16 protein-coding genes are annotated in these 15,114 nt (G+C 50.2%); 12 read left to right on the top strand and 4 right to left on the bottom strand.

Translation table 11 applies throughout. The features are described 5' to 3' along the window. Positions 1-33: 33 nt before the first annotated feature. The 11 genes from ABF87_RS03915 to ABF87_RS03865 all read left to right on the top strand — a co-directional run bounded on the left by ABF87_RS03915 (position 34) and on the right by ABF87_RS03865 (position 8,908). Positions 34-792: a ParA family protein gene (locus tag ABF87_RS03915; protein ID WP_160827827.1), complete on the top strand. Its 759-nt coding sequence runs from the start codon at positions 34-36 to the stop codon at positions 790-792. Between the two features lie 41 nt (positions 793-833). Continuing rightward, positions 834-1,670, top strand: a complete 837-nt coding sequence (locus ABF87_RS03910) for a ParB/RepB/Spo0J family partition protein (RefSeq protein ID WP_160827826.1) — start codon at positions 834-836, stop codon at positions 1,668-1,670. A 207-nt stretch (positions 1,671-1,877) separates the two neighbouring features. Beyond that, positions 1,878-2,060 carry a Trm112 family protein gene (locus ABF87_RS03905; protein ID WP_160827825.1) on the top strand — a complete coding sequence of 61 codons (183 nt, stop codon included), beginning with the start codon at positions 1,878-1,880 and terminating at the stop codon, positions 2,058-2,060. Between the two features lie 9 nt (positions 2,061-2,069). Continuing rightward, positions 2,070-3,038 carry an ADP-ribosylglycohydrolase family protein gene (locus ABF87_RS03900; RefSeq protein WP_160827824.1) on the top strand — a complete coding sequence of 323 codons (969 nt, stop codon included), beginning with the start codon at positions 2,070-2,072 and terminating at the stop codon, positions 3,036-3,038. A 460-nt stretch (positions 3,039-3,498) separates the two neighbouring features. Continuing rightward, the gene (locus ABF87_RS03895) at positions 3,499-4,446 is read left to right on the top strand and encodes a CoA ester lyase (protein ID WP_160827823.1); all 948 of its coding nucleotides are present in this window, start codon (positions 3,499-3,501) and stop codon (positions 4,444-4,446) included. A 248-nt stretch (positions 4,447-4,694) separates the two neighbouring features. Further along, a complete protein-coding gene (locus ABF87_RS03890; protein WP_160827822.1) occupies positions 4,695-5,876 on the top strand; it encodes a malate--CoA ligase subunit beta in 1,182 nt (393 codons plus the stop codon). A 12-nt stretch (positions 5,877-5,888) separates the two neighbouring features. Further along, positions 5,889-6,776: a succinate--CoA ligase subunit alpha gene (gene sucD / locus ABF87_RS03885; RefSeq protein ID WP_160827821.1), complete on the top strand. Its 888-nt coding sequence runs from the start codon at positions 5,889-5,891 to the stop codon at positions 6,774-6,776. 270 nt (positions 6,777-7,046) lie between these two features. After that, positions 7,047-7,667: a DUF3465 domain-containing protein gene (locus ABF87_RS03880; protein WP_160827820.1), complete on the top strand. Its 621-nt coding sequence runs from the start codon at positions 7,047-7,049 to the stop codon at positions 7,665-7,667. Positions 7,668-7,804: 137 nt separating this feature from the next. After that, the gene (locus ABF87_RS15230; protein WP_160827978.1) at positions 7,805-7,927 is read left to right on the top strand and encodes a DUF4160 domain-containing protein; all 123 of its coding nucleotides are present in this window, start codon (positions 7,805-7,807) and stop codon (positions 7,925-7,927) included. Further along, positions 7,924-8,082, top strand: coding sequence for a DUF2442 domain-containing protein (locus ABF87_RS03870; RefSeq protein WP_160827819.1), 159 nt, complete (start codon positions 7,924-7,926; stop codon positions 8,080-8,082). Before ABF87_RS15230 ends, ABF87_RS03870 begins: the two co-directional genes overlap by 4 nt. 208 nt (positions 8,083-8,290) lie before the next feature. Continuing rightward, positions 8,291-8,908: a YqhA family protein gene (locus tag ABF87_RS03865; protein ID WP_164503137.1), complete on the top strand. Its 618-nt coding sequence runs from the start codon at positions 8,291-8,293 to the stop codon at positions 8,906-8,908. 20 nt (positions 8,909-8,928) lie between these two features. Here ABF87_RS03865 and ABF87_RS03860 read toward each other — a convergent pair whose 3' ends face one another. Beyond that, a complete protein-coding gene (locus ABF87_RS03860; protein WP_160827976.1) occupies positions 8,929-9,438 on the bottom strand; it encodes a CinA family protein in 510 nt (169 codons plus the stop codon). Positions 9,439-9,624: 186 nt separating this feature from the next. Between ABF87_RS03860 and ABF87_RS03855 the strand changes: the two genes are divergently transcribed. After that, the gene (locus ABF87_RS03855; RefSeq protein WP_164503136.1) at positions 9,625-10,719 is read left to right on the top strand and encodes an acyltransferase; all 1,095 of its coding nucleotides are present in this window, start codon (positions 9,625-9,627) and stop codon (positions 10,717-10,719) included. Positions 10,720-10,831: 112 nt separating this feature from the next. On the opposite strand, the gene ABF87_RS03850 is transcribed toward ABF87_RS03855, so the two are convergent. From ABF87_RS03850 to ABF87_RS03840, 3 genes are all read right to left on the bottom strand, one after another. After that, positions 10,832-11,674 carry an HDOD domain-containing protein gene (locus ABF87_RS03850; protein ID WP_160827818.1) on the bottom strand — a complete coding sequence of 281 codons (843 nt, stop codon included), beginning with the start codon at positions 11,672-11,674 and terminating at the stop codon, positions 10,832-10,834. Between the two features lie 534 nt (positions 11,675-12,208). Then, on the bottom strand, positions 12,209-13,606 hold the full coding sequence (locus ABF87_RS03845) for a GTPase/DUF3482 domain-containing protein (protein ID WP_160827817.1): 1,398 nt from the start codon (positions 13,604-13,606) through the stop codon (positions 12,209-12,211). Positions 13,607-13,609: 3 nt separating this feature from the next. Next, positions 13,610-14,995: a DUF2868 domain-containing protein gene (locus tag ABF87_RS03840; protein WP_160827816.1), complete on the bottom strand. Its 1,386-nt coding sequence runs from the start codon at positions 14,993-14,995 to the stop codon at positions 13,610-13,612. Between the last annotated feature and the right edge of the window lie 119 nt (positions 14,996-15,114).

Here is a 15,114-nt window from a genome sequence, read left to right as displayed (position 1 = left end):
CAATCAAGATAATGAATACAGGAGTTCATTACTGTGACGAAAATTCTAGCGATAACCAATCAAAAAGGCGGTGTCGGAAAAACGACGACCAGCGTTAATCTGGCAGCCAGTCTAGCAGCTTCGGGACAACGTATTTTACTGGTCGACCTCGACCCGCAGGCAAATGCCACGATGGGCAGCGGCGTCAATAAACAGACTATTCAGGTCACGGTTTATCATGTTCTGCTCGGCGATGCATCAATACAAGCAAGCCGGGTGACGGGAACTCAGGGTAAATATGATTTGATTCCGGCCAACCGTGATTTGGCCGGCGCAGAAGTTGAAATGGTTGAATTATCTCAGCGGGAAACACGCTTGAAAACGGCATTGGAGGTCATCGCGCACGAATATGACTATATTCTGATCGATTGCCCGCCCGCGCTGAACCTGCTCACGCTGAACGGATTATGCGCGGCCCGGGCAGTCATGATTCCGATGCAGTGCGAATATTATGCGCTGGAAGGCCTCAGTGATCTGGTGAATACGATCAAGCGCGTGCGCAATAATTTCAATCCCACCCTGCGGATTGAAGGATTGCTGCGCACGATGTTCGACCCGCGCAATATCCTGGCGCAACAGGTTTCGGATCAATTGCAGAAACATTTTGGCGAAAAAGTTTACCGCACCGTGATTCCGCGCAATGTACGTCTGGCGGAAGCGCCGGGGTTTGGCTTGCCCGTGTTATATCACGATGAGCAATCCAAAGGCGCACAGGCGTATCTCGAGCTTGCCAAAGAGATATTGCATGCCTGATTTTGTCAACAGTATGAAAAGATAACCCGATGGGATCGACGATGGTAAAACAAAAAGGACTGGGAAGAGGACTCGATGCTTTGTTCTCCCCTGATGAGGGAGGCACTGCAGAAGAATCTCTGCAGAACATTGAGATATCCCGCCTGCAGCCCGGGAAATATCAACCCAGAACCAACATGGATCAGGTCGCCTTGGCAGAATTGGCGGAGTCGATCAAGGTGCAGGGCGTGATGCAGCCGATTCTGGTGCGCCCGGTCAATGATGATCACTATGAAATCATTGCCGGTGAGCGAAGATGGCGGGCGGCTCAATTGGCCGGATTGAACGAAGTGCCTGCGCTGGTGCGGAATGTCGCCGATGAATCTGCGCTGGCCATGTCGCTGATTGAAAATATCCAGCGCGAGAACCTGAATCCGCTGGAGGAAGCCTTGGGTATCCAACGCCTGATCAATGAATTCGGCATGACGCATCAAACTGCCGGTGAAGCGCTGGGGAATTCGCGCAGCACGATTTCGAATCTGCTGCGCCTGCTCCATCTATCCGCTCCGGTACAGGAATTGATGATGCAGGGCAAGATCGAAATGGGGCACGGCCGCGCGCTTCTGCCATTGGCGGCGGCGGAGCAGATCAAACTGGCCAATCTGATAGTGCAGAAACGGCTGTCGGTGCGGGAAACAGAAAAGCTGGTCAATCAGATCGAACATCCGATCGCGCGCAAGATTCATAAGCCTGACCGCGATCTGCTGCGGCTGCAGGAAGATGTGTCCGAGCGCCTCGGTACCCAGGTCGACATCAAACCGAAGAAAAACGGGCAAGGAAGTATCGTCATCCACTATTCCAATCTGGATCAGTTGGATGATATTCTCGGTAAACTGTGACGTAGGAACATGCTGCTTTCGGATCTCGTTGGCTTGGCAAATAGCGCAGATGAATTAAGCAAACTGGAGAGCGAGGCGCACGCAACGCAGTAACACAGACATGCCCCGCAGATCGGCAAGGGAACGAGTGCCGCGCAACCCTGTAATTCGTTTGCGTGGTCACAATCAGCGCTACCCTAACATCGGTTAAACTCAACAAGGAAAAATATGGATGCACGATTGCTGGAAATTTTAGTATGTCCTTTATGCAAAGGGCCGCTCATTTATAAAAAAGATGACAAGGAATTGATTTGTAAGCTCGATCGATTGGCATTCCCGATTAAAGATGGGATTCCAGTGATGCTGGCGGATGACGCCCGCCATATTCCTGCTGATGTGGATATTAAATAAATCGCGGTTATGGATGCACATGCACGACTAGAGCCGCGCGCAGCGGCTATTTTAGGCGCACTGCTTGCCGATGCAGCGTCATTGGGTCTGCATTGGCTGTATGACCCCGAGCGAATTGCGCAGATTGAAAAAAATCGAGGATTGGTGTTTTTACAACCTGACGCAAGTGATTACGCGGATACGCGGGGTTACTTCGCGCATGGCGCCAAAACGGCTGGCGATGCGTCAGCCTATGGCGAGATAAGTTGGCTAATGCTGCGGCATCTGGCGCAGCATCAGGCATTCAACCGTGTTCAGTATCAAGCGGAATATTGTACTCATTTTGGCCCGGGCGGCGCCTACATCGGTTATGTGGACTCTCCTACCCGTCAGACACTGCATCGCCTGCTTACACTGAAACCCGAGGAGTTCCCCGAAATCTCCGGCGCTGATGATGATCAGTTTTCAGCCTTGGCAGCCTTACCGCCGTTAGTGGCCACACATACTGGATCGCAACAGTCGTTAGCCGGCAAGGTGGAACTCGTGGTGCGCCTGACGCATGACAATGACATGGCGATCGCGGCAGCGCAGTATACCAGCGCCGTACTATGGCAGGTTCTGGATGGCGATCCGGTTACGCAAGCGCTGAAGGATGCGCTCCCACATGCGGGGCAGACACTGGCACCGCTGGTTGAAGAAGCCTTGAGCGCCGCTCGACTTGACTCTGCCGCACTGGCTAAGCGCTTCGGTTCGGCCTGTCATGTGCCGGAAGGCGTACCGATCATTGCCCATCTTGCGCAGCATGTCTCGGATTATCGTAGCGCGATTGAAGAGAATATCCGCATCGGCGGCGACAGTTGCGGCCGCTCCATCATGCTCGGCGCCATCGTGGCAGCATCCACGGCGCAACGACAAGAACTCAGCGGCGGCATACCCCTCGTGTGGATGGCACGCTACCGGAAGCTGGTAGCCGCGGCCGAAGCCTGCGCACGATTGTAAAAAGCGTTAAAAAACTAAGATCAGGCAGCAAACAATCCACTTAGAATCAGGTGAAAAAATTACAGGCGTTGTTTTGAGCTTGCAGAAACTTGGAAAGGCAACAGATTTTGTTCAGCATTACCCGTCGACTCTTATGCTTCCGCATTCGATCGGGGTAGCAATAATGTGGCCCTTCCTCGCTGGGGCGGCGGCTCGGTAGATAAATTCCCCGAGAATAGTTATAATTTACTAACTAATTGATCTCTTAAACACAAGAAACAAGAACAAAAAACCACATAGTACAACCATTCACGTCATCAAGATTACCTGCATTGTTAAACCACGAATCACAGTATGCCCTGATGTCATGTTCGCCACCGAGTGCGGATTCGGCAGAGGACACTGCTCATTCAGCGTTCTGCGGAAGGGTTTTTGATTGATCTGATGGATTACTATACCTATTTACAATTTTGGAGGAAAAATGAGTCATACGCTATATGAAACCACTCTTCAACGTGTGCAGCGCTGTGAATTGGCCGTGCCCGGTTCCAGTCCAGGAATGTTTGAAAAAGCACTCAATAGTGGCGTTGATTTCGTTTTCCTCGATCTGGAAGATGCCGTGGCGCCGGATGATAAAATTCAAGCACGCAAAAATGTCATTCAGGCGCTCAATGATCTGGATTGGAAAGGACATGGCATCACTGTATCAGTCCGCATCAACGGCCTGGATACGCAGTATATGGTGCGTGATGTCGTCGATCTGGTGGAGCAAGCCGGAAGCAAGATCGACACCCTGTTGATTCCGAAAGCGGGGGTATACGCGGATATCTACATGGTGCAGGCCATGATCACCCAGCTTGAAATGCAGCAAAGTCTGAAAAATCGGATTGGATTGGAAGCATTGATAGAAACTGCCCTGGGCATGGCGAACGTCGAAGATATTGCCCGTAACGGTGCATCAGGACGTCTGGAAGCCCTGCACTTCGGCGTCGCTGATTATGCCGCCAGCAATCGCGCCAGAACCACCAATATCGGCGGGTTGAATCCGGATTATCCGGGCGATCAATGGCATTTTGCGATCAGCCGGATGATCGTCGCGTGCCGTGCCTATGGATTGCGTCCGATCGATGGCCCATTCGGTGATATCAAAGATCCCGAAGGTTACGTGTTGGCAGCCAAACGCGCTGCCGCGTTGGGTTGTGAAGGCAAATGGGCGATACATCCGACGCAGATTGAGCTGGCGAATGAAGTTTTTACTCCCCCTGCCCGTGAAATTGAAAAAGCAAAACGCATTCTGGCAGCGCTCAAGGAAGCTGCCGCCCAAGGTAAAGGCGCCGCTGCATTGGATGGCCGCTTGATCGATGCAGCTTCAGAAAGAATGGCGAACAATGTGGTGAAAGTGGCAGAAGCCATTGCCGCGAAAAATTAATGATAGGAAGGCCGCGCTAACCGGCCTTTGTCTTTGAGAAAGCTCTGGAAAAGAAGAAAAGCGACGATCTGGCAAGGCAAAAGCATGTTCAGCGCATGTGATTGACGAGAAATGAATGCGCATGCTGAATCTGATCTCGATGAAGTATGACCGGGTTGCCGCAGCCTTGCAGAGCTTTGTGAGAATGTTTGGTTGATAAATCTATTGAATGATTGAATTAATGTAGTGCACATGTCGAGGAAATTGAAGTGAATATTCACGAATATCAAGCAAAAGAAATCCTGGCTGAATATGGTGTAAAAATCGCCGAAGGCGGTTTGGCCTATAGCGTTGAGGAAGCGGTGCAACGCGCCAGGGAAATAGAAGGCGGTGTCTGGGTGGTCAAGGCGCAGATTCACTCGGGCGCACGCGGAAAAGCCGGCGGCATCAAAGTGTGTAAAACGCATGACGAAGTCGAGAAAGCCGCTGAAGAATTGCTCGGAAAGAAACTGGTGACGCACCAGACCGGCCCTGCCGGAAAAATGTGTTCCCGGCTCTACATCGAAGCGGGAACCCAGATTGCCAAAGAAATGTATCTGTCCTTTATGATCGATCGCAGCAGCGAGCGCGTCATCATGATCGGATCGGGACAAGGCGGTATGGAAATTGAAAAGCTGGCGGTCACCAATCCGGAAGCGATCATCAAAATCTATATCGAACCTGCGGTCGGGTTACAGGATTTCCAGGCACGTACCATGGCGTTCGGACTCGGTATCGATGCCGCGCAACTGAATCATGCGGTCAAAACCATCAAAGGCTGTTATCGCGCCTTGCGCGATCTCGATGCGAATATACTGGAGATCAATCCACTCGTCATCACCGCCACGAATGACATCATGGCGCTGGACGCCAAAATGGTGTTTGACGAAAACGCGTTGTTCCGTCGCCATAAAATTGCCGAACTGCGGGATAACACGCAAGTGGATAGCCGTGAAGTGGCTGCTGCGGAAGCCGGCTTGAGTTATGTCGGCTTGGACGGCGATATCGGTTGCATGATCAATGGCGCTGGTTTGGCGATGGCGACGATGGATATGATCAAATTGGCCGGCGGTGAACCGGCCAACTTCCTCGATGTCGGCGGCGGCGCATCAGCCGAGCGTACCGAGAAGGCGTTCCGGTTAGTGTTGGCGGACGCCAATGTCAAAGCGATGCTGGTCAATATCTTTGCGGGTATCAATCGTTGCGACTGGATTGCAGAAGGCGTTGTTCAGGCCGTCAGAAATATCGATATGAAAATTCCGTTGGTGGTCCGGTTATCTGGAACCAATGTCGAGGAAGGACGCCGCATCATTGCCGAGAGCGGTTTGCCGATCATTACTGCCGATACGTTGGCGGAAGCCGCGGAAAAAGTCGTCCGCGCCCGCAACGACGTCGTCGCCCAAAACGCCTAGGAGTACAAAGAAGTGGCCATATTAATCAATGAAAAAACACGCATTATCGTTCAAGGCTTCACCGGCAGAATCGGCACTTTTCATGCGCAGGAAATGATCGAGTACGGTTCCAACGTCGTCGGCGGCGTAACACCTGGAAAAGGCGGGCAAACCCATCTGGGATTACCGGTATTCAACACCGTGCAGGAAGCGGTCGATCAGGTCGGCGCCGAAGCCAGTATCGTATTCGTGCCACCAGCCTTCGCGGCGGATTCGATCATGGAAGCTGCAGATGCGGGCATTCAATTCTGTGTCTCGATCACGGACGGCATTCCCACTCAGGACATGATGACGGTCAAGAATTTTCTGCGCCGCTTTCCCAAGGAAAAACGCATGATGCTGACAGGCCCCAACTGTGCCGGCACCATCAGTCCGGGACGCGCGATGCTGGGCATCATGCCAGGGCACATCTATATCCGCGGCAATGTCGGCGTGGTCGGGCGTTCTGGTACGCTTGGATACGAAGCTGCCGATCAGATGCGCTTGCTGGGCATTGGAATCTCGACGTCGGTGGGTATCGGTGGCGATCCCATTCCCGGTAGCTCGCATCGTGACGTTCTGGAGAAACTGGAGCAGGATCCGGAAACGAAAGTCGCATTGATGATCGGTGAAATCGGCGGCCCGCAGGAAGTGGAAGCCGGCAGATTTGCCAAAGAAAACATGAGCAAACCGTTGGTGGCCTATATCGCCGGACTGACCGCGCCCGAAGGCCGCCGCATGGGCCACGCCGGTGCGATTATTTCATCCGCTGGCGAAAGCGCCGCCGAGAAAGTCGCACTCCTCAAAGAACTCGGCGTCACCATCTGCCCTACCCCGTCGCTGATGGGACAAACGGTCGCGGAAGCGCTGGCGAAGTTGTAGCTGTAACAGAAGTTATTGTTAGAATAAAAAACCCGGAAGCATTAGCTTCCGGGTTTTTTATTTGTATTGATGAAGTCATCGCTATTTTCTTTGCTCTCTGAGTAAAATACAAATAAATCTTAACTGATTGATTAACTGATGTTTTGATCATTTTCAGACCTAAAAAAATATCATAAGTTCTTAAACATCTCAGAATCGGAAGATTTCTACCGTAACAGAAAAGTCTTGTTGGTTATCGTGAATAGCTACTTTAGGAGTAGAAATTTAGTTATGAAATTTATTTTTATTCTTTTGTTATTAATTCCATCAATATCATTTGCTGAGAATTTTCTGGCTGATAGTAATAAATTATTTGATTTTGCCGAAAAATCTTATCCACAATTTTTTAATCATGCTGGGACTAAAACTGTTGCTTTGGATGAGTATTTGGCGCGGTATTATCCGGATACCGATATTTATATCGGAACCAAAGATCATGAGGTCTATGTTTATGGAAATGCTTTTAATGGATTGTTGAAAGTAGGTCTAATTTCTGATTTTGTTACAGTAGAACCCGATGGGGATACATTGTTAGCAAAAGTTTTTGCTGAAGCTCGAAGCAATGTGCAAGTCTATGGAACCGGAACTGTAGTTGCCATATTATCTGATGACCTTAATGGCAGTCGTCATCAAAGATTTGTAATCGAATTGAAGTCAAAACAAACGCTATTGATTTCTCACAATATTGATTTAGCACCAAGAATTAATGAATTGTTTTTAAATGATCAGATTGAATTTTTTGGTGAGTACGAGTGGAATGATAAAGGCGGAGTGATCCATTGGACACATCATGATCCCGCCGGAATTCATGAAAATGGATGGCTATTCCATAATAATGCTATTTATCAATAATATTGCAGCGAAGTATATCGAATTGGTGGATAGAGCTCGGCGTCAAATAGCGTTAAAACAAAGAGATTATCCCGTACGCTAAATATTGAGCTTCTTTTGTCAACTCAAACTACAACAGGAGATTTGATGATGGGGAAATCATTGCAGGAGAATTGCTACGGAAACAATTGCGATTAGTACAAGCATGGATTGAACTTCATCGCGATGAATTGGTGGCAGATTGGGAACTAGCGAATGGCCGCAGAGGATTTTCGATATGAAACCGTATCTCCATCACGGTGTTTTTCGGGAGTTACGTGATGTGCATTATTTCAATCAAGCAAGAATTGTATTCGGAGCTATGACGTGGCTTCATGAACAGGATATTGCCCCTGAAACCTTGCTAGCCGGATTGACCGAAACTGAAATGGCGTGATTTATTTAAATTGCTGTGTAGTAGCTCCATTCCCTCGAAATTACGCGCCAATGGCTATGGAAAAACGTAAAGCCAAAAGACAAACTATTTCGTAGCTGCGCTTGAAATTCGAAGTGAACAGCCCAAAATCTCCAATATTCAAGGAATCCACATATTTTTAACCCCTGTTGTGCTATTCTTGCGGCATTTTTTAATCTGATAGAAAGTTATGGAACAGAACGATAAATCCGGTATTCCCCCGGCCATCAAAATTCCCCGCATTGCCTATTTTCTGTTTTTCACCCGCTGGCTGCAATTGCCGTTATATCTCGGATTGGTTCTGGCGCAGTGTGTCTATGTGTTTCATTTCTGGGTGGAATTGACCGATCTGATCGGCGCTGTGATGGGCAATCCTACTTCATTGCAGCATATTCTCGACACCGTTACCATCAAGGGCGCCGAGAGGCCGACTAAACTGACCGAAACGGCGATCATGCTGGTGGTTCTGGGATTGATCGATGTGGTGATGATTTCGAATCTGCTGATTATGGTCATCATAGGCGGATATGAAACGTTCGTGTCCCGCATGAATCTGGAAGGCCATCCCGATCAACCGGAATGGCTGTCGCATGTCAATGCATCGGTATTGAAGGTGAAATTGGCGACGGCCATTATCGGCATTTCGTCGATCCATTTACTGAAGACCTTCATCAACGCCAGTTCCTATGATGAAAAAACACTGCTTGCACAGACCGGCATTCACATGGCATTTCTGCTTTCAGCCATCGCCATTGCCTATTGCGACCGGATTATTTCTCAGACCAGTCAGCAATCGGGCGAGCACTGATTCGACATCGCTGCCTTGTTTCAAGCTATAGAGGGTGTTGCATCGTTCAGTATTTCAAGTATGCCCTGCAATGCGGTAGCGACTGCCAGGCTGCGAATTTCGTCGCGATCTCCTGGAAACAGACGCGTTAGCTGATGTACATTCCCCTGTTTCATTGCCCACGCGAAACAGACCGTTCCTACCGGTTTTGTAGCGGTGCCTCCTTCAGGCCCTGCAATGCCGGTAATGGAAACACCGATCTGGGCGTGACTGCGGTTGAGCGCTCCCAGAACCATTTCCCGGGCGGTTTGAGGCGATACGGCGCCATAGTGTTCCAGCGTGGTTGACTGAACTCCCAGCATTTCACATTTGGCGGCGTTGCTGTAAGTGATGAAGCCGCGATCGTACCAGCTTGAACTGCCCGAGATTGCGGTCACTGCCTGACCTAACCAGCCGCCGGTACATGATTCGGCCGTAACCAGCATCAACCCGGATTCCACCAGGTGGATTCCGACATTGCTCGCAATATCGTACAGATGATGTGATTCGATAATGTTATGGTTTCCTGAGTGAGTGTCGAAAAAAGCTCCACCAAAGCTGAGAAGCTAAGTAGCCTCGCAACTCATAGCATGTTAGTATGCAAGACACTATTGGTCGAGTGGTTGTATTCAAGCATATTCTATTGTTCTTTGTTTGCCATTAATAATAGCAAAATTCCTTCCCAACATTCGTCCCGAATGCCCTTGATCGATGCATTGAAAGCGGCTTGCTGCTTGGTGATCGTAATGCATCATCTTGCCATGTACGGGCCCATGTCGAGCATCGCGTATCCGCTGCTGCCTGCTGTGATCGATTGGTTGCGCGAGTATGGCAGAATCGTGGTGCACATGTTTTTTGTCATTTCAGGTTTTTTATTAGCGGCAAAACTGGCGCCCCACGGCCGATCCATCGTCACGCATCCCATGCGGCTGATTCAGCAACGGTATGTACGATTGATTACGCCTTATCTCGTTGCGTTGACGGTGGCGATAGGTTGCGCGGCCCTTGCGAGGATTTGGATGTCCCATGACTCGATTCCGTCAGCGCCGAATTTTTTTCAACTGCTGGCGCACGTCATGTTGTTGCAAAATCTGCTTGACCAAGAGGCGTTATCGGCTGGTGTTTGGTATGTCGCCATTGATCTTCAGTTATTTGCGTTAACGGTGCTGTTGCTATGGATTAGCAAGCATTTCCAGATTCATCATTCGCAATTGCAAGTTATGCCATGGCCGAGTTTTACGCTCATTTTCGTTCTGACAGCCGCATCGTTGTTCTTTTTTAATCGTCATCCGGTTTGGGACGAAACGGCGTTGTATTTTTTTGGTTCGTACGGGCTTGGGGTTTTGGTGTATTGGGTTTTAGAGAGCCGTTATCGGTGGTTGTGGCTGATCATGCTGATCGGGCTGATTTTCTTGGCGCTGATGGTCGATTTTCGTTCACGCCTGGCGGTGGCAGGCGGCACCATGTTGCTCATCGGATTGGTTCATTATTACGATGCGTTGAGACATGTGTATATCCCGAAGTGTGTGATTTTTATTGGACGTGCTTCCTATTCGATCTTTCTGATTCATTTCCCGGTTTCGCTGGCCATCAATGCCGCCTTCTTCAGATTCTTGCCGCACCAGCCGATGGTTCAGCTATGGGGTTTGATGCTGGCACTTTGCGCCAGCGTCGGTGTCGGCATCATGCTTTTCAAATGGTTCGAGGAGCGTCCTGTCAGCAAACCGCTGCATATCGCATTGCCGAGCGGGTTTCTGGCTTCCGGATTATTGGTGATGTTTGCCGGCGTTTGAAGCACCGGGATGAAATTGCGTGCTCGCAGATTAAAAGATTGAATCTCGGTACTTGCTGCGAAACGTAATATTTTGGCGGAAGCGACCAAGAAGCAGGCAGTAAGCACTACACTTATCTCACGATATTGAATAACTCAATCACTTGCAGTCTGGTCACGGCGATCACCGATTCTATGATCTCAGGCGTCAGCCCCAACAAATTCCAGGCTTCGAATGCATGCGTCGGTATGGATTTCTCACCATTCGCCTTTTGATTGGTGCAGGGCTGGATGAAATTGGCGATATTGACGGCGGCGCACAATGTGCTGGCGTCATATTTGTAGGTTTCTTCATGCATCGGGTCCAGTTGGAATTCAACTGTCTTCCAGATGTTTACCGGTAAGCGCCATTGGCGCAATAGCTCAGCGCCCAACTGAGCGTGGGTGAAGCCAAAAAATTTACGTTCGGCATGAATGGCGGCTTCTTCGCCTTGATTGATACAACTCAAAACCTTGGCCGATTCTTTCGGATATTGACTGAACAGGATCAGACGGCCCACACCATGCAATAATCCGGCAATAAAGAAGCGTTCCCTGCTGTCGACACTGGAAGCCAATAGACGCGCAGTAACGCCACTCGTCACGCTGTGGTACCAGAACGTGTCCATGTTCACCAAATTCGACGGAATATCCTTGAAGGTTTCCGTCACTGATGACGCGACCACTAAATTTCTGAGTTCTTTGTGGCCGATGATGGAAATGGCCCGCAATACCGTGTCGACTCTTCCGGAAAGTCCAAAATAGGAGCTATTGGCAAACTTCAGCAGTTTTGCCGTTAACGCCGGATCGTTCAGAATCACCCGTTCCAGCTCGAGATTGGTCGTTTCGCCGGCATCGATCAATTCATTGATGCGAACGACAACATCCGGTAAGGAAAAAATTGAACGAATATTGGTGACTATCGTACAGGGATCCATCTACATTTCACTCGTCAAAAAAAGCGATCAAATTATCGGCAGTGCCGGGATATGTCATCAGTGCTTTTGTCTTCCCGTTGCAGCATGCCGACAATCCGAATAGTTTTAGGAAGCTCTGAAAAATTACTGCATTCGGTCAGGCGTTGGCTGAAATCAGTTAATATGCGCATATATTTCTTGTAAACCGCACTTTCCGCTCAATTCCTGCGCACTTAAAATTGCTCGCAACTTTTTCAGCTTCCTTAGAAAAATTGATTACGGCAGTTCAGTGATCAACTTCAGTACTTTCATCCGCGTGTTCCGCTTATGCCATATCCAATATCGGCGTATTGCCGGTTAATTTAAGGGGAGAAGTGTCGGATAAGCGTAGAAATAATGCCATTCCTCATCGAATGAAGAAACGGTTGTGGATATGCAGCTTGGCAGGATGAGGGGCGTCAACGGAGGAACTTAAATCGCCGGAAATTCAAAGCAAAACGAGAGGGATAGAATGGGAGGGTAAATCCAGCGATGCAAGTTTGCACTGAGATGGATCTAGCGTTCGTCCAGAAGCGCATCCACAAGCTTGGCTTCTATGTCGCGGAATTGAGGATGGGCATTACGTGCCACGGACGAATCCTGCCAAGTCGGATTCTGACGTAATGCGCTGATTAATTTATTCCATTGATCGGGGAGTTTTTCAAGATCAACCTGGTCGACCTGCAATGCATCCTGTGCGGCGTGTCCGCGGTGCATCAGCTTTTTCAAAAGATGTTTCTGCCGCAGATAGAGCACCCGGAGCGTGTTTTCGTCAGCACACTGCCATGTCGTGCCTTGGACCGTTGCTTTGATTTCATCGCCATAGCGCTTGAACGTCGACCAGCCCGCACCGGCAAGTGCGCCGAGTGCGCTGGCTGCGCCCAGACTCATGCCGCCAACCATCAGATCGATGCCCGCGCCTGCGGCGGCTCCTTTGGCGGCGGCGCTGCCAAGATCGAGCCCGTAGGCTTTGAGGATACCGGGAGCGAAAATATCCAGTTGCCACTGGCCATTGCTGACGGGGATGTTCTGAATGGCGACATCCTTTTCGAGGAAATTGAACAGCGACAATAAGTCATGTAAACAACGTTGCTCGGCTTTGCGGACAAAGTCATGCAGCCGATCTTCGGTTAAAGAATTTGCAATCTGATGATGCTTCATCATCTTGTTCTCGCGATAGCAAGCCACGCTGACGATCAAGTCTGCTATTCGTTTGGCGCCGGAAAGACAGAGTTGATTCCAGAGTTTGGCGCGGTAATCGATCAGCTTTTGCAACGGCGTGTAATAAGTTTCCGCCAGGGTCTGCATTTTCTGATAAAGGCGTTTTTCGGCTTCAAAAGTAAATGCCACGGTATCGAATTCCAGCGTTGCGTGCATATTATAGGCAGCAAGGTTCTGGCGCCATAGCGCAAGTTCCTGCTGATGCCCGGCAATGAAATTGAAGACGGGAACGATCGGCTTTGCCGCCTGCGTGAGTATGTCCAGTTCCAGCCGGTATTTCTCCAGGAAGGGTTCGCGTACGTCAATAATATATAACAGGATATCGCTGCGTAGGACTTGGCGGATGACTTTGGCTTCCTGCTCCAATGGATCGTTTACGGCAACATGCGTGACGAAATGTTCCAGTACCTGCGCTGGCAATAACAATCTCGATTTGGCCTGCAATTTCTTGATATGGGCATGCAGCGCCCGGGAGTCTTCCAGCCCGGGCGTATCATACACGTTCAAAATGGGTTCATTATCGGCAGAAATGGTCGCTTGTTCGACATGCCGGGTAGTTCCTGCCGCATCTTCGATGACGCCGAACTCGGTACTGCGCAGTATCGTCCGGATCAATGAGGTTTTGCCGGTGTTGGTGTGACCGACTACCGCGACATTGAGCAATGCGTTGCTATGATGAGGATGATTGGCCATACGTTATTGAGTAATGACATGTTCTGCCGGAATGCCGCATACTTCAGCCAGGCGGAACCAGGCAAATTCACGGGCGCTGCTGACTGGTGCCGCTGGCTTGCTCAGAAGAATCAGCCAAGGCTTCTTGTCTGTGCTATCCACCAATTCCTTGATGAGGCGCTGCACGCCACGATCCGGCAAGCGATGGGCTGCAACGCCCAGCACGAGCGGGCCATTCAGGGTGCTGATCAGCGCCTTGGCTTCGTCTTGCGATTGCTGGTCAACGATATTGATGCGGCAGATCATCGAGTTCGGCCAATGAGTGGTTTGATCGAGTTCAATGCCAAATGCCTGGGCATTGGAGGGTAGCGCCAAGTTTTCCGGCGGACGTGTCACTTCAGCCGGTTTGGCTCCTGCCAGAGGGTCGGCGTCGACGATCTCAGCGCGTATTTCTCTTGCCATGAGACGTTGACGCAGGTCGATGTAATAGGGCAAATACAAATCGAGCTTAAAGCGGCGTTCCCTCCACGCTTGCATGATGCGCGACAAGCCCAGCATTAGCAGGCGAGGAAAGAAACCATACACGAGCAGCACGCCAATCAGGAAATTGGCCCAGGCTGTACGTGTCTCGGCGTCCTGCTTGCTGATGCCGATGCGGCTGGCGACGGTTTGCGGATCGCTCGGAATGGTCAAACCCATCGCTTCCAGCGGTGCGCCGAGAATCTGTGTGAGCTTGGGTAGCGTGTTATCAGGAAGTAACGTCGTTCCCCAGATAAAATTGTATTGCTTGGCGAGCATGAGCAGCACCAGCAGCACTATGCCGGCCGCCAAATACGCCAGCCAGAATTTATGCGTCAATACGCTGACGCGCCATTTGCCAACTTCACCGGTCAGGCAACTTTCCCACCAGGACTGCGTTGCCAGCGATGCGATGGTGGGCTCTTTTTTTTGCCGGTAAGGCAACCAGCTTGCCAGTTGCGCCACAATGCCGCTGCTCAAGCTTTGCAGATTCAGCATCACACCGGACAGCCACAGCAATAACGAAATCGTATTGAACCCCAACAGTACCGCCAGCAACCAATAAATATTCAGCGTCGAGGATTCGCCGCTGACTGCCTGACTCGCGGCAAGTCCACCCAAAAGAATGCCGGCTGCCACGCAAATATGATGAGCGCGGCGGTATTGTTTTTGAGGTTGCTGCAGCACAGTGTCCAGCGCATTATCCTGGATCATGCGTTTGGCCCGGATAGCAAGCCGATGGATGAATTCCGAGTAATGAAAATCACCGCTGATGGACCGCGGCAGGTCTTTGATACTGGCGTAGGACAAATCGTCCGCTTTGGCGGATTCAATCTTGCGTAATTGCTCGATGCGGACCAAATCAGCGAATGTAGGCTTGCTTACTGACATGGAATGCACCGTTTCGAAACAATGATGAGGGAGAAATGATTAGCGCGGATGTAATTGTGTTTCACAGGGTTCTAAGAGAGTATGCCTGCTTTTCAGAAAAAATGGCTGAAACAGGCTAG

The sequence above is a fragment of the Nitrosomonas sp. JL21 genome, from assembly GCF_009833095.1.
In the GTDB taxonomy this organism is placed as follows: Bacteria; Pseudomonadota; Gammaproteobacteria; order Burkholderiales; family Nitrosomonadaceae; genus Nitrosomonas.
Note: the sequence above shows the minus strand (reverse complement) of the source record. Positions and strands in the feature narration are given on the sequence as shown.